Here is a 20,079-nt window from a genome sequence, read left to right on the forward strand (position 1 = left end):
TTGCCCCCTAACGTAGTAGCTGTTTGCTAATGACCATTCGTTGGATTTCACTTGTTCCTTCATAAATTTCGCACACCTTCGCATCTCGGAAGTAGCGCTCAAGTGGGTATTCTTTTGTATAGCCGTAACCTCCGAAAATTTGCACGGCTTCGATGGTTGCCTCGACTGCTATTTTTGAGGAGTACAATTTTGCCATTGACGCTTCCTTTCGGCAAGACCTCCCCTTATCTTTTAAGTTGGCAGCTTGATAGGTTAACAATCTTGCTGCTTCTATTTTTGTTGCCATATCTGCGAGTTTAAAAGCGACTCCTTGCTTTGTGCTGATCACTTTTCCGAATTGCTTTCGTGTTTTGGCATAATGCTTTGCTGCTTCAAACGCAGCTTCGGCAATGCCTAGTGCTTGAGCTGCAATACCAATTCGCCCGGAATCAAGGTTGGCCATTGCGATTGTAAACCCGTCACCTTCTTGACCGAGGAGGTTCTCGGCTGGAACAAGGGCCCAATCGAAAATGAGCTCCGTCGTAGGGGAGCCGAGTAATCCCATTTTATTTTCACTTTTTCCGATCATAAAGCCTGGGGTTCCTTTCTCCACTAAAAAGGCAGAGATTCCTTTCACTCCTTTGTCTGGGGCTGTTTTCGCAAAGACGATATAGGTATCTGCTTCTCCTCCGTTTGTAATGAATACTTTCGATCCAGTCAATCGGTAAAAGTCGCCCTCTTTCACGGCAGTTGTTTTTAAGGCCGCAGCATCGGATCCTGCACCTGGTTCCGTTAAACCAAACGCTCCTAAATAAGTGCCTGTTGCAAGCTTGGTAACATACGTTTGTTTTTGCTTTTCGGTTCCGAAATAGTAAATTGGGTTTGTACCGACCGATGTATGAACGGATAAAATTACGCCAACTGTCGCGCTTACTTTTGACAATTCATGAATGGCAATAATGTAGGAGGTGAAATCCATCCCGGCACCACCGTATTTTGCAGGGATCGGGATGCCCATTAAGCCGATGTCAGCCATTTTATCGATAATTGAACGTGGGAAGGTTTGATGGGTTTCCATTTCGGCAATAGTAGGCGAAATTTCTTCTTTTGCAAACTGCCGTACCATGTTTCGCATCATTTCTTGTTCATCTGTCAAACGCAAGTTCATGACTTGCACCTCCCTGTGATGTCAATCCACAATGCCTTTTTTACTCATATCGGTAAAATCCTTGCCCCGACTTTTTCCCGAGCCAGCCTGCTTTTACATATTTTTTAAGGAGAGGACAAGGTCGGTATTTGTCATCACCAAAGCCGTCGTGGAGCGTCTCCATAATATATAGGCACGTATCAAGTCCGATAAAGTCGGCTAATGTAAGAGGCCCCATTGGGTGATTCATACCAAGTTTCATGATCTCATCGATTGCCTCGGGTTCTGCCACTCCTTCATAAACGGCAAAAATCGCTTCATTGATCATCGGCATTAAAATTCGGTTTGAGACAAAGCCAGGGAAATCGTTTACTTCAACTGGTGTTTTTCCGAGCTTCTGTGCCAACTCTTTCACGGTTTCACATACTTCATCCTTCGTTGCAAGACCTCTTATCACTTCAACTAACTTCATCACCGGAACAGGGTTCATAAAATGCATGCCGATGACGTTTTCTGGGCGAGTTGTTGCTGCTGCAATTTCTGTGATTGGTAGCGATGATGTATTTGTAGCTAAAATCGCATGTGGAGGAGCAACTTGATCAAGCTCGGTAAAAATTGCTGTTTTCACGTCGATTTTTTCAACAGCTGCCTCAATCACAAAATCAACGCCCGATGCATCAGAAAGACTCGACGACTTTGTAATCCGGCCTAGACTCGCTTCTTTTTCTATCGCTGTCATCCTGCCTTTCTCAACTTGACGAGAAAAGTTTTTTGCAATTGATTGGAGTGCTCGTTCGCAAGCTTCTTCTTTCAGATCATAAAGTACAACGTCAAAGCCTGCTCTTGCATGAACTTCGGCAATGCCCGATCCCATTTGGCCAGCTCCGATTACCATCACCTTTTCCACTTTCATGTACACCCTCTCCTTTCTCAAGTCACTTCAATTAAAATTGCATCTCCTTGGCCACCACCACTACAAATCGCAGCGATTCCAAGCCCCCCACCTCTTCGTTTTAGTTCATGGGCAAGCGTTAAGATGATTCGTGTGCCACTTGCTCCGATTGGATGTCCAAGCGCGACGGCTCCTCCATTTACATTGATGTTTTCACTGTTTAAACTAGCAATTTGTTTGCTTGCCAAGGCAACAGCACTAAAGGCCTCATTGATTTCAAAAAGGTTGATGTCTCTAACCTCTTTATTTGTTTTTTGCAGTAGCTTGTTAATGACGAGTCCGGGTGTTTTCGGAAAGTCCTCTGGTTTAGTGGCTAGGGAGGTGTGGGCGATGATTGTTGCTAGTGGTTTTTGTCCTGTTTGCTTTGCTTTTGTTTCACTCATGAGAAGAAGTGCAGCTGCTCCATCATTAATGCCAGGTGCATTTCCTGCTGTAATGGTTCCGTCCTTTGAGAAGGCCGGCTTTAAGTTTGCTAGCGCTTCAAGTGATGTATCTTTACGTGGGGCTTCATCTTTATCAATGATGATTGGGTCGCCTTTTTTCTGTTGTATTTGTACCGGGGTGATTTCTTCTGCCAGTTTGCCTGATTCAATCGCTGCCATCGCCTTTTGGTGGCTTTCATATGCCCACTCATCCTGCTCCTCTCTTCGGATCCCTAGCTCTCTGGCAACAGCACTTCCGTATGTGCCCATATGAACATCGCGAAAAGAACACGTCAATCCATCGTAGATCATGCCATCAATCAGCTTGCCATCCCCCATGCGCCTGCCCCATCTTACTTCGGGAAGGTAATATGGGACATTGCTCATCGATTCCATTCCACCAGCAACAATCACATCTGCTTCTTTTAAGCGAATGGTTTGATCAGCCATTGTCACACTTCTCATCCCTGAGGCACAAACTTTGTTAATCGTTTCCGTTTTGACTTGCCACGGCAAACCGGCATAATTCAAGGCTTGACGTGATGGTATTTGTCCCTGACCAGCTTGGAGCACATTTCCAAGAATCACTTCGTCTACCTGGTCTTTATCCCAGTTCGCTCGTGTTAAGGCAGCACGAATCGCATATGCTCCTAACTCACTGGCCCGTAAATCGCGAAGTGCCCCTCCATATTTTGCAAAAGCTGTTCTCGCACCACTGACAATTACTGTTCTCACCACGATTCCCCCTTCGTAAGACTTTCGAACGAACGCTCACTCATATCCTTGTTGAAAAGCGCCGTTCTTTTTTTCATAAAAAAAGGAGTGACCCCTACAACAATCTCCATATGCTCTCTGTACAAGGAGTCAATTGCGTTTAGAGTCACCCTTTTTCTTTTTGACAAAGAGGAAGGTTATGGGGTACCCTTCCTCTTCTTGCATGGCTTTTATTCGACTGCTAACTAAGGGGTCATGTCACTAGCAGTCTTGAGGCTTGCGCGACACATAGTTTTTTTCAGAGCATCTTTAGTGGAGCCATTGAAACCACTCTTTCATGCTCTTTCCCTCATTATATGAAAGCCCTTTCCCCAATATTCTACTGTACGACTTCATTTTCTTTTTGGACGAGCGATTTTTCTAAAATTTCGACTAAGTCAAGCGTTTGAACGCCTTCTTCGACTTCTTTTGCTTTCGTTCCGTCACTTAGCATCGTTAAGCAATACGGACAGCCACTTCCGATCACGGATGGCTCAACTTCAAGTGCCTGCTCCGTTCTAGCAACGTTCACACGAGTACCCGTATCTTCTTCCATCCACATCATGCCACCACCGGCTCCGCAACACATGCCGTCCTGGCGATTACGTTTCATTTCAACGATTTCTACTCCCGGAATCGCCTGTAAAATTTCGCGTGGTGGCTCGTAAACTTCGTTGTAACGTCCGAGATAACAAGAATCATGATAAACGATTTTTTCATTTACTTCATGTTTTGGCTTGATGCGGCCTTCTTTAATTAGCTCAGCGAGTAATTCTGTATGGTGGAACACTTCGACATCTTCAAGGCCGAACTCTGGATACTCATTTTTGAAGGTGTTGTAAGCATGTGGGTCAATCGTAACGATTTTTTTCACGTTGTGCTTTTTGAACAATTCAATGTTTGCCGTTGCAAGCTCTTGGAACAAGAACTCATTCCCAAGACGTCTTGGCGTATCGCCTGAATTCTTCTCTTTGTTTCCGATAATCGCAAACTTCACATCTGCTTCATTCATCACCTTCGCAAAAGACTGTGCGATTTTTTGACTGCGTTTATCGTAGGAGCCCATTGAACCTGCGAAGAATAAAAATTCAAATTCTTCTCCTGCTTTCTCCATTTCTTTTACCGTCGGTACGTGAATATCATCACGGCCATTTCTCCAGTTTTCGCGCTCTTTTCGGCTGATTCCCCACGGATTGCCTTGGCGCTCAATGTTTGTCATAGCACGCTGGGCATCGGCATCCATTTGCCCTTCTGTTAACACAAGATAGCGACGCATATCGATGATCTTATCAACATGCTCATTCATCACCGGGCACTGATCTTCACAGTTACGGCATGTTGTACAAGCCCAAATCTCTTCTTCAGTTATTACATCACCAATTAAGCTAACGTCATAGCCCGCAGCTGCTTCCTTGCTTCCGGCTCCTTGCATCGCTAGTTGGTTCGCTTTCGTGTTCGAAAACGCATATGCTGGCAGCCAAGCTGATTTTGACGTTACAGCAGCCCCTTTTTCCGTTAAATGGTCGCGCATTTTCACGATTAAATCCATTGGTGAGAGCATCTTACCAGTTCCACTTGCTGGACACATATTTGTACAGCGTCCACATTCAACACATGCATAAAGATCGACAAGCTGCTTTTGGTTGAAGTCTTCAATTTTGTTGACTCCAAACACTTCTTGTTCTTCATCTTCAAAGTTAATCGAAGACAGTTGGCCAACTTTATGTGTACGCCCTAAAAAGACATTGACTGGCCCCGCAAGTAAGTGAGCATGCTTAGATTGTGGTACGTACACTAAAAATGTTAATAAGAATAATAAGTGCATCCACCAGAACACAAAGAATAAAGCGCCCGCAACAGCCGGAGACACAAAGCCAAAGACAGCGGCAATACCAGATGCGATCGGCTCAAACCCACTTAATGATTTTTCAAGCCAAATGAGTTCCATCCCTTTTGCGAGTAACTTAGATGTCATCAATCCCCCGATAAAAATCAACACAAGTCCAGCTTTCCAGTTGCGCTTCAGACGACCTAGCTTTTCCACATAACGACGGTGGAATGCCCAGTAAACAGCAACTAAGATCATGAGAACAACAATTTCTTGGAAAAACGTAAAATAAGGATAAATTCCACCAAGTGGCAAATGCGATCCAATCGCAAGCCCTTTCCAAATTAAATCAATCGCCCCAAGTTGAACAAGTAAAAAGCCGTAGAAGAACATTAAATGAATCGTTCCACTCTTTTTGTCCTTCATCAATTTTTTCTGGCCAAATACATTGACCCAAATTGCATTAAGACGCTCTCTCATCGTATGTTGAAATTCTGCTTTCTTGCCGAGCTTAATGTATTCATACCTTGTTTTGACAAGTGTAATAAATAAATACACGGCATAACAGGTGACGAGTAAAAACATAAGCCAATTAATTAATGTTAGCGTTTCCATTTTACGACCTCCTTTGTATCTTTTAGAATAGTTAAAATAGTTAGATAAATTTAGTATATCACAATTTTGGGCTTGAGTGTATTCACATGTTCGTTCCATTTCGCTCCAATCACTCGCTTTCCGTGGGGAGGTGCCGAGCCTCCTCGGCTGTGGGGTCTCGCCCCTACCTCTAAATCCCACAGGAGTCGAATGACTTCCGCTCCATTTCACTACGAGTAAAAACTTTCTAATAGCAACAATCTATACAAAAACAGCCAAAAGGAAAAAAGCACTTCAGATTAATTAGGAAAGTGCCAGTACTGCACTAGCTGTGCGCTTTTTGGGCATACTTAAAAGAGTAGGATGGCTTCACACATGGCTTAGAATGAACTGGAAAAGGTGAAAGATGGACTTATTCAGCCCCCTCGAAACTTGCCATTCTTTTTTCTCATGATTTCAGTGATTTTCGTACATGCTATAAATATGACTTTTGCGCTTGCAATGAACTTTTCGGGACATCTCTGTCTTTTTAGGCAGCATATGGATGGTAGCAAGCATTGCAAAATAAAAAACATGCTCTTGTAGAAGGAAGGTTATGCGATGAATGGATGGGTTATTACTGCTTTAATTATTATTGCCGTTTTGATATGGTTACGTATTGATTTTATACTCGGTTTAAAGCAACAGCGAAAGGAAGCAACTCGGCATGATCAAAAAACTCGCTACAGTGACGTGACAATGTTACCTACTGGTGATGAGTTTTTCAAACGATTATTTGCTGATATCCAACAAGCAACGGATCATGTTCATTTGCTTTTTTACATCATTCGAAATGATCATATAAGCAGCAAGTTTTTAAATATATTAGAAAGCAAAGCAAAAGAAGGTGTCACAGTTCGGCTCCTAGTTGATCGCTTAGGTTCTGATATTAGCAAAAAAGACCTAAAACGTTTAAAAGAAGCAGGTGTCAGATTTGCTTATTCTCATCCAGTTTCGCTTCCTTACCTCTTTTTCACGTTTAACAGAAGAAACCATCGAAAATTAGTAATCGTAGACGGGCAAGTTGGTTACATTGGTGGGTATAATGTTGGCGATGAATATTTAGGAAGGGATCCTAAGTTTGGACCATGGCGTGATTTTCACCTTCGCCTTTACGGAGATGGTGTCCAGGATTTGCAGGAACAGTTTTTACAAGACTGGCAAACAGCAAAGCAAAAATTTATGGAAAAGCCTTCGCATTATCCAACACTAAAAAAAGGCCCCATTCCATTGCGAATTTTGCCAACAGATGGTGTCTATTTAGAAGAGACGTTCATCAATTTAATTAGTCAAGCAAAGGAAACCATTGTGATCGGAACGCCTTATTACATTCCGGGTCAGGCCTTGCAAAAGGAGTTAATTGCTGCTGCCGGGCGTGGGGTTGATGTAAAGTTAATCGTACCGAAAAAAGGAGATCACCCTCTTGTAAAAGAAGCAGCATTTCCGTACTTTAAACCATTGCTAGAGGCAGGAGTCAATGTGTATCAATATTATCGTGGCTTTTTCCATGCAAAGTCGGTTGTCATCGACAATCAAGTTTGTGATATTGGCACAGCCAATTTTGATCAACGAAGCTTCCATATTAACCATGAGATCAACTGTTTGATTTACGATGCTGAGTTCATTCAAACCGTGCTCGGCGAGATGGAGCATGATATCTCCATTTCAGAACGACTCACACTAGAAGCCTACAAAAAACGTCCTCTCACACAAAAAGGAAAAGAAAAAGTAGCCAAACTTGTCTCCGGCCTCCTGTAGCACAGCACAGCAATAAAGGGGGGTCTGACCCCTCCCCAAAAAAAGGACCCAAAACTGGGTCCTTTTTCACTAACTACGAAAGCTGTTTTCGTTTAATCCAGCTGTCGATGATCGAGTTGCATTGGTCAGGTCGCTTAGTAGGGACTTGATGGGCAACACCACTTATGAGTACGACATCTAGGTCTTTTAATTCTGCATAAAACATGAGAGCATATAACGTTGCAACCGTATCAAGCTTTCCATAAATTGTTAGTACGGGTGCTTTTATTTTCTTTAACCTATCCGTTGATTTATACTGCTTTCCTTTTTCGTAAATTTCTCTTAATGTAGCCGGGTCGCTACGCTTAATGAAAAACTCCATTTTTTTCTTATCTTTTTTCGAACGAAAATGAGCCGTTGGCAAGACAAATGAAAACAAGTCCATAAGCTCCTTATTCGCAGCCCAAATTCCTAAATCAAACTCTCTTTTCAGTAAAAACGATGATACTTCAGGAAAGCCACTGATTAGGATGACTCCCTTCGTCATTTCCGGGTATAGGAGCGCAAATTCCTGAGCAATCGAGCTACCGTTTGAGTAACCACAGACGAGAACAGAGTCCAATTTCAACTTCATTGCAAGCGTATGGGCGATCTGTGCAAAGTCTGTTACAGATGTTTGTGGGGCTCGTTTCGAACTACGGCCACTATCGGTTAAATCAAGAAAAATAAGCTGGTACTTTTCAGCTAACGGAAGCTGGTATTGAAACGTCTCTATACCCATTACGGGTGGATGAAAAAAAATAATCGGTGTCCCTGTGCCATGAACTTCATAATAAAAATGCGTATTCTCTGCTGTTAAGTATGGCAAATGACCTTGCCTCCTTTCCTCCTATGATTGAATAAATGGAAGAAGCCAATGAAACATCTTATATCCTAAGTAAACGCCTACTATTCCCATCACTCCGGCAAACGCAGGTGGCGCCGGTATTGGTAGTTTAATTAGTGCAAATAAAAACCCAACAACAAGTCCTGCAATTAATGCTAAAAATACTTCTTGCATAAGTTACCCCTTCTTTCTATCTTTACTATGTGTGAAAATCATGCCTTTATTCGACCACTCTTAAAAAGGCCCATTTTTAGTTTGTTTTAAAAAACAACTTCAATAACAAACCAAATGATCATAATTAGTTGAATGACCGCTTTGGCAAAAGTACTACTTAAAAATGCAAGTAAGGAAGCCACTGCCACTTTAAATGCGTGCTGGGTATTCTGACTTGTGACGAGTTCTGTTACGAAAACAAGCAAAAATGGCACTAAGATCAAACCAAATGGTGGGTAGATAAATGATCCAACAATGACTCCAATCGCAGCCATCCTCTCCCCCCATTTAGAGCCTCCATATTTTTTCACAAAAAACTGACTCGCAATCAAGTCAGCACCAAGAATAACGATTGTTAAGAGTCCTATTCCAATCCAAAACCAAGTTGACAATGCTTGCGCGCTTATGACAAACGCATAGAGGAGAAATCCTCCCCACAATACTAAAACGGAAGGAATGATCGGAAAAACCAAACCAACAAAACTCAATATAAATAGAGCTATGATGAGAATCCAAATGACGATCTCCATTCTCAACCTCCTTGTGCTGCTTAAGTTCTTAAATAGAGCTGCTACTTCATTTTTATCAGCTTATTCGAAAATATTATAGCTTTTCCATTTCACCTGCTAAAAATCAAAAATGCTTAGGAAAAAACATCCTATGCGTTAATTTTATATTCCAGTAAAAAATGTGTACAGCTGGATGAGGTGGCTCGCTCTGTCTTGTGGGGATTTCGCCCATCATGCTTAAAACTGAAGAGGCTGCTGCTCAATTTATTAATCGGAATATCTTTATTTACATAGGAAACTCTAAAGAAAAAGGAGTTGTTAAAGATGATAACGAAAAATCAATGGTTACTTAATATAGGAATGGTCTTATTATCATGGTTGACATTTCCTTCATTAGGGTTACGAAACATAAAAAGATTTCTACCAGCATCCATCCTTATTTTGCTGTTAGAAATGTTTCATCAACGTTATGGAAAAAAACAAAGGTGGTGGGTTTTCTATAATAAACCGAAATCATCCTTTTTTGGGGAATTTCCCTTTCAAATAGGTCCGTTTCTGATGGTTTCATTATGGACGCTTACAATGGCATACGGAAATTTCAAACGGTTTATTTCACTCAATATGTTGGCACATGCCGTCTTTGCATTTCCAGCCTCTTTTTTCGCAAAAAAATTAAGGTATTATTCCTTAGTTCGTATTAACAATCTACAATTTTTTCTTTATTTCTTATATAAGGCACCTTTATTATATGTGTTACAATCCCTTCTTTTTGAAAATAAGAAGGAATCAAAAAGCTCTACAAATACTCGTTGAAATCAGTAAAAAACGCGCAGAGAATGTAATCATCTGTACGGTTACCTGGTTGATAAATTTATTGCTTCTCATAGTTGGCAATGCTTCTCTCGCCGTGCGTATGTTGGGAAATGCACCCAACATACTTAAGACCGTTTACGGCGGGTTCGCTCATTGCTCTCGAGAAAAAGGAACCAGGAAATTCGCCTGGTTCCTTTTTCTCTCCTACATTTTTTCTGGGGCTTTTACGCCTACTAGGGCTAGGGCGTTTTTGATGGTGATTTGGGTTGCTTTCATGAGTGCTAGTCGTGCTGATGATGCTTCTTTTTGTTCTGGGTCGATGACTCGTTCTGCGTTGTAAAAGCTGTGCAGTGTTGATGCTAGGTCGTGAACATAGTTTGTGATGCGGTGTGGAATTTGTTTTTCTGCCGCTTCCGCTACAACCTCTGGGAAGTCACCAATTGCCTTGAGTAAATCGTATGCTTTTTCAGATGACAGTACAGATAGATCTGTTGATTCATCGAATTCCATTCCTTGTTCTGCTCCTTGACGCAGCATGCTGCATACGCGAGCGTGGGCATATTGAACATAGTAGACTGGATTTTCATTTGATTTAGATACAGCTAAGTCCATATCGAAATCTAGCTGAGTATCTGAGCTTCGCATCGCAAAGAAGTAACGGGTTGCATCAATTCCAACCTCTTCCATCAAGTCACGGAGCGTAACGGCTTTTCCTGTACGCTTACTCATCTTCACTTTTTCGCCACCTTGGAACAAACTCACCATTTGAATAATCTCAACATCAAGTTGCTCTGGTGCATAGCCGAGCGCTTGAATCGCTGCTCTCATACGTGGAATGTATCCGTGATGGTCAGCTCCCCAAATGTTGATTAATTTTTCAAAACCACGGTTCATTTTATCTTGGTGATAGGCAATGTCCGGCGTTAAATATGTGTAACTTCCGTCATTTTTAATTAACACACGGTCTTTATCATCGCCGTAGGTTGTTGAGCGGAACCATGTTGCTCCATCTTCTTCGTATGTTTCGCCTTTATCTTTTAACACTTGCAAGGTTTCTGTTACTTTTCCTGATTCATATAATGAAGTTTCAGAGAACCACTCATCAAACTCGACACGGTACTCTTTTAAGTCTATTTTAATTTTTTCTAATTCTTTCTCAAGACCATATTGGCGTAAAAATGTATGACGCTCTTCTTCTGAAACATGGACATACTTATCGCCGTACTCATCAGCTAATGCTTGTCCAAATCCGATAATATCCTGACCATGGTAACCATCTTCTGGCATTGGTTTGTCTTGGCCTAACGCTTGATAGTAACGAGCTTCAAGAGAAAGCGTTAAGTTATGGATCTGATTTCCTGCATCATTGATATAATACTCACGCTCAACATCGTAGCCTGCTTTGGCAAGGACGTTACACAGCGCATCACCAACAGCTGCCCCACGCGCATGACCTAAGTGCAGGGTTCCTGTTGGATTAGCTGAAACAAACTCAACTTGGATCCGTTTGCCCCCTCCAACATTCGTCTCCCCATAAGCATCGCCAGCTTTTATAACGGTTGGGATGACTTCACGCAAGTAGCTATTATCCATGAAAAAGTTGATAAACCCAGGACCGGCAATGTCTACTTTTTCTACCGATGCACGCTCGTAGTTTAGTTTTGCAACAAGTTCTTCGGCAATCATGCGTGGTGCTTTTTTCGCAACTCGCGCTAATTGCATTGCCATGTTTGTCGCGTAATCACCGTGCGCTTTTTCTTTCGGTGTTTCTAAAATGACTTCAGGAATTTCCTCAGCACTTGCCAGTCCTGCTTCTTTCACTGCTGCAACGATTTCGTCTTTTAATTGCTGCTTAATCTGCTCTACACTATTCATTTTTTGTTTTATCCTCCTCTAATGTCAACCGTACTTGATGAGTTCCTGTTTCTTGGCCTTGTAAGACAAATTTGTATGTAAGTTGAATGCTGCCACGTTGTTTTCCACAAGGCCATTTTACGAGGAGCTTGTCCGTTGTTGCTGTCGTTTCCCACGATGCCTCTGGTGTAACATAGCGTCCATAGGTTTCTGTACCGGCGATAAAGCCTTGGCGCATTAAGATCGCTCCTTGGCGAATTAACATCAGCTCTCTTCCATCCCATTTCATTGTTGTTTGAACCGTGTCTGTTTCCGATAAAGACTCGGAAAAACGCAAATAATCTTGGGCTCCTTTATGAAACAGTTCACCACGAGTTGTAAACTCATGAGACTCCGTATGATCACCATGATTGATTTTAGTTTGAAAACGCATTTTTATTGAACGTTTGATCGTTTTATTCATGTGGCTCGCACACCTCTCTATCCTTCAAGTTTAGCGAGTTTGTCCACCAGTTGCAAGGCTGGAAAAAAAGAGTATGGGGTCAGACCCCTCTTTACTTCTTTAAAGCACCACTGCGGGGTCTGACCCCCACTCCCTCAAAAAGAGCAACCTGGCTAGGTTGCTCTTTTGGGTTTGCTTTATTTTACTAAGTCGGCGACGAATTTCGGGAGGACAAATGCTGCTTTGTGCAATTCTTTTGTGTAGTATTTCGTGTCGATCTCATGAAAGCGGCTTTCTTCAACCTCTAGTGGGTCGTGTTTTTTTGTGCCGATCGTGAATGTCCAAAGTCCACTTGGGTACGTTGGAATGTTTGCTGTGTAGAGGCGCGTAATTGGAAAGATTTCTTTTACATCTTTGAATACTTTCGTAATCAATTCGCTTTGGAACCATGGGTTGTCCGTTTGCGCAACAAATACACCATCTTCTTTCAACGCTTTTGAAATGCCTTCATAGAAACCTTTCTCAAATAGTTTCACAGCTGGTCCAACCGGTTCTGTCGAGTCAACCATGATCACATCATATTCAGCCTCTGATTTAGCAATATGCATGAAACCATCATCGACTTGAACATCAACTCGATGGTCATCAAGCGCACCAGCAATCGTTGGCAAGTATTTTTTTGAATACTCGATTACTTTGCCGTCAATTTCAACAAGCGTAGCTTTTTCAACAGAAGGATGCTTTAAGATTTCCCGGATCACCCCTCCGTCGCCTCCACCAACGACCAGAACATTTTTCGGGTTGGGGTGAGTAAACAAAGGCACATGCGCAACCATTTCATGATAAACAAATTCGTCTTTTTCCGTTGTCATCACCATGCCGTCTAACACGAGCATATTGCCAAACTCTTCTGTTTCAATCATATCAAGCTTTTGAAAATCTGTTTGTTCTGTATGATGAGTTCGCTTTATTTTCGCTGTAATTCCAAAACGTTCAGTTTGTTTTTCTGTATACCATAATTCCATATTCGTCACCTCATAAATTCCAAACTTATTCATGTATAGGGTTGTCTATTCGAACCCGTTCTACTCGTAACAAATGAATTATAAAGCACTAGACAAAAAAAGCAAGGAAAACTTATCCAAAGAGTTCTCCTGCACGTTTAAAAAATAGATTTTTTACCAATCATGGTAGTACTACTGCGAAATCATCGCAATCTATTTACTTAATTATTTTACTTTATTTTTAAAGAACGGGGTGACGTAATGGAAATCGTCATTGACCGACGAGTACGCCGAAGAAGGCGCTTAGTCCGTTTATTTTTTCGTCTATTATTAATCTTTTTAGTTTTAGCAGCTGGGAGTGCCGTCGCGCTTCTATCTTACACAAAAATGCAAGGACCACCTCCATTAAATGTTCCACAAACAACCGTCTTTTACGGAGCCGACAACTCCCCAATTGGCCAGCACCATCAAGGGGAAAACCGGCACTGGGTTGATTTAAAATCAATTGACTCTGATGTAATTGAGGCAACGATCTCCATTGAAGACAAACGGTTCTATCAACATTTTGGTTTTGATGTCACTAGAATTGGTGGGGCAGTCGTAGCCAACTTACGGGCAGGATCTATGGCCCAAGGTGCTAGTACACTCACACAACAGTATGCCAGAAACCTTTATTTAAGCCATGATAAAACGTGGGTCCGGAAGTGGAACGAGCTGCTTTATGCGTTACGCTTAGAAATGAATTATAGCAAGGATCAAATCTTAGAAGGGTATCTAAATACTGTCTATTACGGACATGGGGCTTATGGGATTGAGGCTGCTGCGCACCATTATTATGGGAAACCAGCGAGTCATTTATCACTTGCTGAAGCGAGTATGCTCTCAGGGATTCCAAAAGGGCCAAGCTATTATTCTCCTTTATTTGATTTGGACCGGGCTAAAAATCGTCAGGCCATTGTACTGCAATCAATGGTGGAAAATGGCTATATTACTCAAGTTGAAGCAGACGAGGCTTATGAAGAACCACTAGATTTTATTCGTGATGAACTCGACAGCCCTTCAACAGTAGGACCCTATTTTCAAGATGCTGTTGAGAAAATTTTAGTGGAGGAAGTTCAAATTGACCCAGCATTATTTGAAGCTGGTGGCTTAAAAGTGTATACAACACTTGATCCTGACATGCAAAAAGAAGCTGAGTATTGGGTTGATGAAATCATGCCTGACTCTGAACTCGAAACAGCATTAGTTGCGATGGACCCACGTACCGGCGATGTCAAAGCGCTTGTTGGTGGAAAAGATTATGTAAAAAGCCCTTATAACCGGGCAACAGAAGCAAGAAGAAGTCCTGGGTCGGCGTTCAAGCCGTTTCTTTACTACGCAGCACTTGAAAATGGCTTTACAACAGCTTCAACGTTATTAAGTGAGGCAACCACATTCCAAGTCGATGATGGCCGCTCAACTTGGTCACCGACGAATTTTAACGATAATTATGCCGATGATTTCATAACATTGCTGCAAGCAATGGCATTCTCGGATAATATCTTTGCCGTCAAAACCCATCTCCTTTTAGGAATGGATAAACTTATTGAGGCTGCCCAACGCGTTGGTGTCGAAAGTACACTTGATGAAAGACCATCTCTAGCTTTAGGAACATCTGATGTCGGAATCGCCGAGATGGCGCGAGCTTACAGTGCCTTTGCAAATGGCGGAAAGAGAGTTGAGCCTCGCTTCATTCGTAAAGTCGTTGATGCAGAAGGAGAAGTGCTATACGAATCAGAACCTGAACTCGTACAAGTGCTTGATCCAAAGCTAGCCTTTATTATTACAGATATTATGACGGGTATGTTTGATCCATATTTAAACGCACACGCATCCGTTACCGGTGGCTCGATTTCTCACATAGTAAATCGGCCGGTCGCAGGAAAATCTGGTTCAACTGAATTTGATAGCTGGATGGTCGGTTATACACCACAGCTTGTCACAAGTGTATGGGTTGGCTATAATCAAGGCCAAAGATTAAACCACTCATCAGACGGCCAAAACGCGAAAAAGATTTGGGCAAACTTTATTGAGGGGGCATTGGAAAATCAGCCTGCGCTAGATTTCCCTATTCCTGATGGTGTTGTCGGCGTAGAAGTTGACCCAAGTAACGGGTTACTAGCAACTGAACACTGCCCAACACATCGAGTCAGTTACTTCGTTGAAGGAACCGAACCGACAAAGGAATGCCCAAAACCAGCTGATGATGGTGAACCTGTTGAAGCCATTGATGAGGAAACACATGAGAAAGAAAATTTTATCGATCGTTTTTTTAAATGGTTTGGTCATTAAAAAAAGACGGCTGTTTCTTGAGGGGCTTTAACATAACCCCAATTAAGAGACAGCCGGTCTTTTGTAAAATCTAGCAAAAAAACTACTCTCCAACGATTATGGAAGTAGCTTACTGAAAAATTGAATTTAAATGAAAAAGCGCAAGGAGTGTCCAATTCCTTGCGCTTTTTCGTGTCCTAGTATAAATGTGCGTTTATACTTCCTTCAGTTTACTCGTAATAAACAAAAAGCTCAAGGGTCGCAACCAGTGTTCAAAAATCTTTCATAGTTTTTTGAAATTAGGTCTTTACAAAAAGCGAAACACCTGCATAATCAGTTTGCAAAAAAGGCCACTGAAACCCTTTTAGCAGATTCAAGGAAGCAGCATTGGCTCCACACGTTGCGCGCCTGCTATGAGAAATCCACTCATAGCAGGCTTTCAAAAGATTGCACCGGCTTCGCTCAATGCTTCGGTTTAATACCAAAAGGCAAAACCGGCCTTTTGGTATTAAACCTCTAGCGCGGTGTGGAGTTCTTTGTTTGAGTTGTTCCACATTTCTTCATTGTGTTCTTTTAAGTAGGTAGCGAGGATTGCTTTTGATTTGTCGTCCATTTCGTCGATTAAAATGTGGCCTTTTAATGATTTATCCATTTTGTTGACGTGTTCAGGCAAACTTTTGTAGCCTCTTCTAATTTCTGTGTCAACAGTCATTTCACAACCTGCTACTCCAGCGTAATATGGCTTGCCGTCTTTGTAATTGATTGTTACCCATACGAGCCAATAGAGCTTGCCGTTTGGAACCTTTTCTTTATCTGGAAGGAATTTAATCCTTTTCTCAATCGCAGAGCGAGCGTGTAGTGCACCCATATCAACGAAAGCTTCCCCTTCAGCTGGATCAATGAATACTGGTGATACATTATCAAGGTTCATAACCCCTGCGCCATAACCACCATGACCATCCGTTGAGTCATTGCTTAAAATGTTAAATCCGCCCGTTTTCTTTTTTAAGTTATCATTATTTAATAAGTCCATATTCTTTCACCCTTTCCCCTTTTTATCTTATTACTAATTTTATCACAGTGCTCCCACTTCTACACCTACAACTGCTTACAGAATTGTTCGACAACAAAAAAAACAAAAACCCACTCTCCTTAAAAAGGATGTGGGACTCTCTTTAGTGTGCTAGTTTGCGAAGCATTTCGATAAACTGGTAGGCTTTTTCTATGTCATCTTCTGTATAGTTTGATTTCTTTTTCAATGTAAACACTTTCTCTTTTACTTCATCACGTGATAGTTCCTCGAAGTACAAAAGCGTCGATACAAGCTCCAAAAAACGTGAGCTTTGACTGTTTAATTGATCTACGAGTTCCTGGATTTCGGGCAAATCAAATTGATATAAATCTAGAAACTTTTGGCCTTCACCGGAAAGGACATAGCGATACTGATAGTAGTTTCCTTTATCCTCTTTATTTTCACTGACAAATCCTAAGTTGCACAGCTCTTCTACCCGTAAGCTTAGTTCTTCTGAATACGGTCCAAACATATGAAATTTAAAACGCTCCGAAAATGGCACGTCCATTTTTTTTGCAATATAAATGATCTTTTGCAGCTTTTTCCGTCCGATAACCTCTCCTGCTTGCAAAAAAAGTGCCATTACATTTGCATGATCCTTCAGCAACGTTCGTTCCCCCTTTATCCTAAACGTTCAGTAACTCTCTAATCTTCTTTTTAACGTCTTTATGCTCACGCTCGTCCTCTAAATAGTCAAGCGGAAAATAGAGTTTGTGATCGGTACGCTTTTTCCCTGATATTGCTTCGACAACATCAGATTCCCTCGACAATTCACGCAGTTTCCCATTTGGCATAACTAAATGAATCGGTAAGCGCTCTTCCTCTTCACCTGGTCGGTAGAAATCATACGGGAGGTCTGAAGATGAATCAATGACTAAATAATAGTCAGGATTTAAGTTCGCTTTTCGGAATAATTCTTGGAGTACCGGCCAGTCATTCATGCTTAAATTCGGATTAAATTCGACATATTTAAATAATCGTCTATTAACGAATCTTACACAAAGATCACGCAAAATGCGATCCTCTTCTTCTTGCCAAATTTGAAAATAATAGAGAGTTATCGACTCATCTAGCCGTAAATAATCGTTCAAGCTCCCTTTTCCATTAAAAAAGGAATAAAAATGGTGTGGCTTATGTTTAAATTGGTAGCCTTGTTCATGTAGTTCTTTTGCTCGTTTAAAAATTTTGCTTAAAATGACTTCGGCACTGCGCGTTACTGGGTGGAAATAAACCTGCCAGTACATTTGGTAGCGACTCATTATATAATCTTCGACTGCATGCATCCCACTTTGTTTAATTACGACTTGATCCTCCATTGGACGCATGACACGCAAAATTCTCTCCATGTCGAAATGCCCGTAACTAACCCCTGTATAGTAGGCATCACGTTGGAGGTAGTCCATTCGATCAGCATCGATTTGGCTTGAGATAATGCTTGTTACGAGTTTATTAGAATACGTCTTCTCAATAACATCCGCAACCGCTTGAGGAAAGTCAGGGCCAACATTTGAGAGGACTTCGTTCACTTCTGTATTTCCTAGGATGATTTGTCTTGTCCACTCTTCGTGATCTGTATCAAACACTTTTTCAAACGAATGCGAAAACGGCCCGTGCCCGACATCGTGAAGCAGCGCTGCTGCCAACGTCAACAGACGTTCATTTTCATTCCAATGAGGGCGTCCTTCAAACACTTCAAGAATTCTTCTTGTAATTTCATACACACCGAGCGAATGGTTAAAACGGGTATGTTCTGCACCGTGAAACGTCACATATGTTGTACCGAGCTGTCGTATCCGGCGCAAGCGTTGAAATTCCTTTGTGCCAATTAAAGCCCATATCAGTTCATCACGCACATGAATATAGCGGTGAACTGGGTCTTTAAATACTTTCTCTTCTTCTAATTGACCGTAAAATGGTTTTGTCATGTCCGTTCCTCTCGTTTTTCAGGTAATAGTACTTCCATTATAACGGAACAAAGCAAACATGTCAGGGGTCAGTCCCCTCTTTAGTATAGTAAAGAGGGGACTGACCCCTGTTCAATGCTGTAAAGCGACAAACTGGGGTCTGACCCCAAAAATCCCAGTTACCACAGCAACTGGGACTTATTTTTTCACTTTTTTCAGAACTTTTTCGATCAGATGGTCTTCATCTGGTGCTGCTACTGGGCGATTGTTCACAAATGCAAACGACTTTTTTCTTCCTGGTCCACAGTATGACTGACAGCGAATATCAATAGTTGCTTCTGCATCCACCTTTTTCAACCGAGGAACAAGTGTCTTAATATTCGTCGCTTGGCACTCATCACAAATACGAAATTCATTTGCCATTTTCCTTACTCCTTCTTATGCAATTATCTATATGTTCAACGTAATTATCTACTTTTAAACCATCAACTAGTATAACATAAACTTCGTCATTCGCAATCAGATCACGCTGGAGCAGTATTTGCTAAAGAAATCCTTTTGAAGGCCCTGTTAACCAATCTCTTTTCCTGCACCTCATCCTCATCACCCAGTCACCTCCCCTAATTTTGTTAACAAAGCATTCGTACATGTTATAATAATGACCATGACTAACGAACTAATAGGAGTTTCAACATGAACAAATCTAACTTACAACTAGTCTCCAACATTTGGCGCTTGCTTGACCATACAACGTTTGGCCCCGACTTTGATGCATTGCAATCATTTGCTTACGATGACACCCTTTGTACGTTTATCGGCCAGCACGACGAGACTGCTACAATCCGAACATGGGTCCACCACGACACAATTGTCCTTGGCATCCAAGACAGCCGCCTTCCAGCTATCCATTCTGGACGCACGTATTTGGAGTCACAGGGCTATCGCGTTATTGTTCGAAATTCAGGTGGGCTCGCTGTTGTCTTAGACAGTGGTGTCCTCAACATTTCGCTTATTCTAAAAGAGGAAAAAGGATTTTCAATCGATCATGGCTACGAGCTGATGTACGCCCTCATAAAAGACATGTTCAAAGATTATCCAGTTCAAATTGATGCTTATGAGATTGTCGGATCGTATTGTCCGGGTAGCTTTGACTTAAGCATTGGCGGAAAGAAGTTTGCTGGCATTTCACAGCGCCGGATTCGTGGTGGGATCGCTGTTCAAATTTACCTTTGTGTAACAGGCAGTGGCAGCGCACGAGCTGAGTTAATCAAGCATTTTTACGAAAAAGCGGTAAACGGAAAAGAAACGAAGTTTACGTACCCAACTATCAAACCGGAAACAATGGCTTCATTGAATGAACTCCTTGATGAACAGTTTACAATTGCTGATATGATGAAATTATTATTAGTAACTGTTCAAAAGCAAGGTGTTCAGTTCACGCTTCACCCATTTTCCGAAGAGGAACAACGGGTATTCATTGAGAATTATGAACGCGTGACAACCCGCAATGAAAAAGCATTAACACGATAAATAAAACGCAGCACACTTCTGTTCATTAACAACAAAAGTGTGCTACTATACGAATAGAATCTATTTTATTATAGTTTGTAGTCAAGAGGTG

18 protein-coding genes are annotated in these 20,079 nt (G+C 41.7%); 4 read left to right on the forward strand and 14 right to left on the reverse strand.

The window, feature by feature from the left end; all coding sequences use genetic code 11:
* Nucleotides 1-7: 7 nt before the first annotated feature.
* The 4 genes from AC1FXZ_RS15835 to AC1FXZ_RS15850 form a co-directional block, all read right to left on the reverse strand.
* Nucleotides 8-1,147, reverse strand: a complete 1,140-nt coding sequence (locus AC1FXZ_RS15835; protein WP_480055373.1) for an acyl-CoA dehydrogenase — start codon at nucleotides 1,145-1,147, stop codon at nucleotides 8-10.
* A gap of 40 nt (nucleotides 1,148-1,187) precedes the next feature.
* Nucleotides 1,188-2,039 (reverse strand): 3-hydroxybutyryl-CoA dehydrogenase, encoded by an 852-nt coding sequence (locus tag AC1FXZ_RS15840; protein WP_480055375.1) that lies wholly within the window; start codon nucleotides 2,037-2,039, stop codon nucleotides 1,188-1,190.
* A 17-nt stretch (nucleotides 2,040-2,056) separates the two neighbouring features.
* On the reverse strand, nucleotides 2,057-3,238 hold the full coding sequence (locus AC1FXZ_RS15845; protein ID WP_480055377.1) for an acetyl-CoA C-acetyltransferase: 1,182 nt from the start codon (nucleotides 3,236-3,238) through the stop codon (nucleotides 2,057-2,059).
* Nucleotides 3,239-3,593: 355 nt separating this feature from the next.
* On the reverse strand, nucleotides 3,594-5,696 hold the full coding sequence (locus tag AC1FXZ_RS15850; protein WP_480055379.1) for a heterodisulfide reductase-related iron-sulfur binding cluster: 2,103 nt from the start codon (nucleotides 5,694-5,696) through the stop codon (nucleotides 3,594-3,596).
* Nucleotides 5,697-6,275: 579 nt separating this feature from the next.
* Between AC1FXZ_RS15850 and cls the strand changes: the two genes are divergently transcribed.
* Nucleotides 6,276-7,472, forward strand: a complete 1,197-nt coding sequence (gene cls / locus AC1FXZ_RS15855) for a cardiolipin synthase (protein ID WP_480055381.1) — start codon at nucleotides 6,276-6,278, stop codon at nucleotides 7,470-7,472.
* A 73-nt stretch (nucleotides 7,473-7,545) separates the two neighbouring features.
* Here cls and AC1FXZ_RS15860 read toward each other — a convergent pair whose 3' ends face one another.
* The 3 genes from AC1FXZ_RS15860 to AC1FXZ_RS15870 form a co-directional block, all read right to left on the reverse strand.
* On the reverse strand, nucleotides 7,546-8,319 hold the full coding sequence (locus tag AC1FXZ_RS15860; RefSeq protein WP_480055383.1) for an alpha/beta fold hydrolase: 774 nt from the start codon (nucleotides 8,317-8,319) through the stop codon (nucleotides 7,546-7,548).
* 21 nt (nucleotides 8,320-8,340) lie between these two features.
* Nucleotides 8,341-8,511 (reverse strand): XapX domain-containing protein, encoded by a 171-nt coding sequence (locus AC1FXZ_RS15865; RefSeq protein ID WP_480055385.1) that lies wholly within the window; start codon nucleotides 8,509-8,511, stop codon nucleotides 8,341-8,343.
* 86 nt (nucleotides 8,512-8,597) lie between these two features.
* A complete protein-coding gene (locus AC1FXZ_RS15870) occupies nucleotides 8,598-9,080 on the reverse strand; it encodes a DUF456 domain-containing protein (RefSeq protein ID WP_480055387.1) in 483 nt (160 codons plus the stop codon).
* A 303-nt stretch (nucleotides 9,081-9,383) separates the two neighbouring features.
* Between AC1FXZ_RS15870 and AC1FXZ_RS15875 the strand changes: the two genes are divergently transcribed.
* Nucleotides 9,384-9,872, forward strand: coding sequence for a hypothetical protein (locus tag AC1FXZ_RS15875; RefSeq protein ID WP_480055389.1), 489 nt, complete (start codon nucleotides 9,384-9,386; stop codon nucleotides 9,870-9,872).
* Between the two features lie 204 nt (nucleotides 9,873-10,076).
* On the opposite strand, the gene argS is transcribed toward AC1FXZ_RS15875, so the two are convergent.
* The 3 genes from argS to speE form a co-directional block, all read right to left on the reverse strand.
* Entirely contained in the window at nucleotides 10,077-11,747 is a 1,671-nt protein-coding gene (gene argS / locus AC1FXZ_RS15880; protein ID WP_480055391.1) for an arginine--tRNA ligase, read from the reverse strand.
* Nucleotides 11,740-12,189 carry a YwiB family protein gene (locus AC1FXZ_RS15885; protein WP_480055393.1) on the reverse strand — a complete coding sequence of 150 codons (450 nt, stop codon included), beginning with the start codon at nucleotides 12,187-12,189 and terminating at the stop codon, nucleotides 11,740-11,742. Before AC1FXZ_RS15885 ends, argS begins: the two co-directional genes overlap by 8 nt.
* 176 nt (nucleotides 12,190-12,365) lie before the next feature.
* Nucleotides 12,366-13,193, reverse strand: coding sequence for a spermidine synthase (gene speE / locus AC1FXZ_RS15890; RefSeq protein WP_480055395.1), 828 nt, complete (start codon nucleotides 13,191-13,193; stop codon nucleotides 12,366-12,368).
* Nucleotides 13,194-13,433: 240 nt separating this feature from the next.
* Here speE and AC1FXZ_RS15895 point away from each other — a divergent pair, with 240 nt between their 5' ends.
* A complete protein-coding gene (locus AC1FXZ_RS15895; RefSeq protein WP_480055397.1) occupies nucleotides 13,434-15,503 on the forward strand; it encodes a transglycosylase domain-containing protein in 2,070 nt (689 codons plus the stop codon).
* Nucleotides 15,504-15,990: 487 nt separating this feature from the next.
* Here the strand turns inward: AC1FXZ_RS15895 and AC1FXZ_RS15900 are convergent, their stop codons facing one another.
* The 4 genes from AC1FXZ_RS15900 to AC1FXZ_RS15915 form a co-directional block, all read right to left on the reverse strand.
* On the reverse strand, nucleotides 15,991-16,515 hold the full coding sequence (locus AC1FXZ_RS15900; protein WP_480055399.1) for a YwhD family protein: 525 nt from the start codon (nucleotides 16,513-16,515) through the stop codon (nucleotides 15,991-15,993).
* 142 nt (nucleotides 16,516-16,657) lie between these two features.
* Entirely contained in the window at nucleotides 16,658-17,161 is a 504-nt protein-coding gene (locus tag AC1FXZ_RS15905; RefSeq protein ID WP_480055401.1) for a YwgA family protein, read from the reverse strand.
* Nucleotides 17,162-17,180: 19 nt separating this feature from the next.
* Nucleotides 17,181-18,479: an HD domain-containing protein gene (locus AC1FXZ_RS15910; protein WP_480055403.1), complete on the reverse strand. Its 1,299-nt coding sequence runs from the start codon at nucleotides 18,477-18,479 to the stop codon at nucleotides 17,181-17,183.
* Nucleotides 18,480-18,656: 177 nt separating this feature from the next.
* Entirely contained in the window at nucleotides 18,657-18,881 is a 225-nt protein-coding gene (locus tag AC1FXZ_RS15915; protein ID WP_480055405.1) for a YuzB family protein, read from the reverse strand.
* Between the two features lie 270 nt (nucleotides 18,882-19,151).
* On the opposite strand from AC1FXZ_RS15915, the gene lipL reads away from it, so the two are divergent.
* A complete protein-coding gene (gene lipL / locus AC1FXZ_RS15920) occupies nucleotides 19,152-19,988 on the forward strand; it encodes an octanoyl-[GcvH]:protein N-octanoyltransferase (RefSeq protein WP_480055407.1) in 837 nt (278 codons plus the stop codon).
* The last annotated feature ends 91 nt before the right edge of the window (nucleotides 19,989-20,079 follow it).

The organism is Halalkalibacter sp. HAAS-P014 (assembly GCF_056619965.1).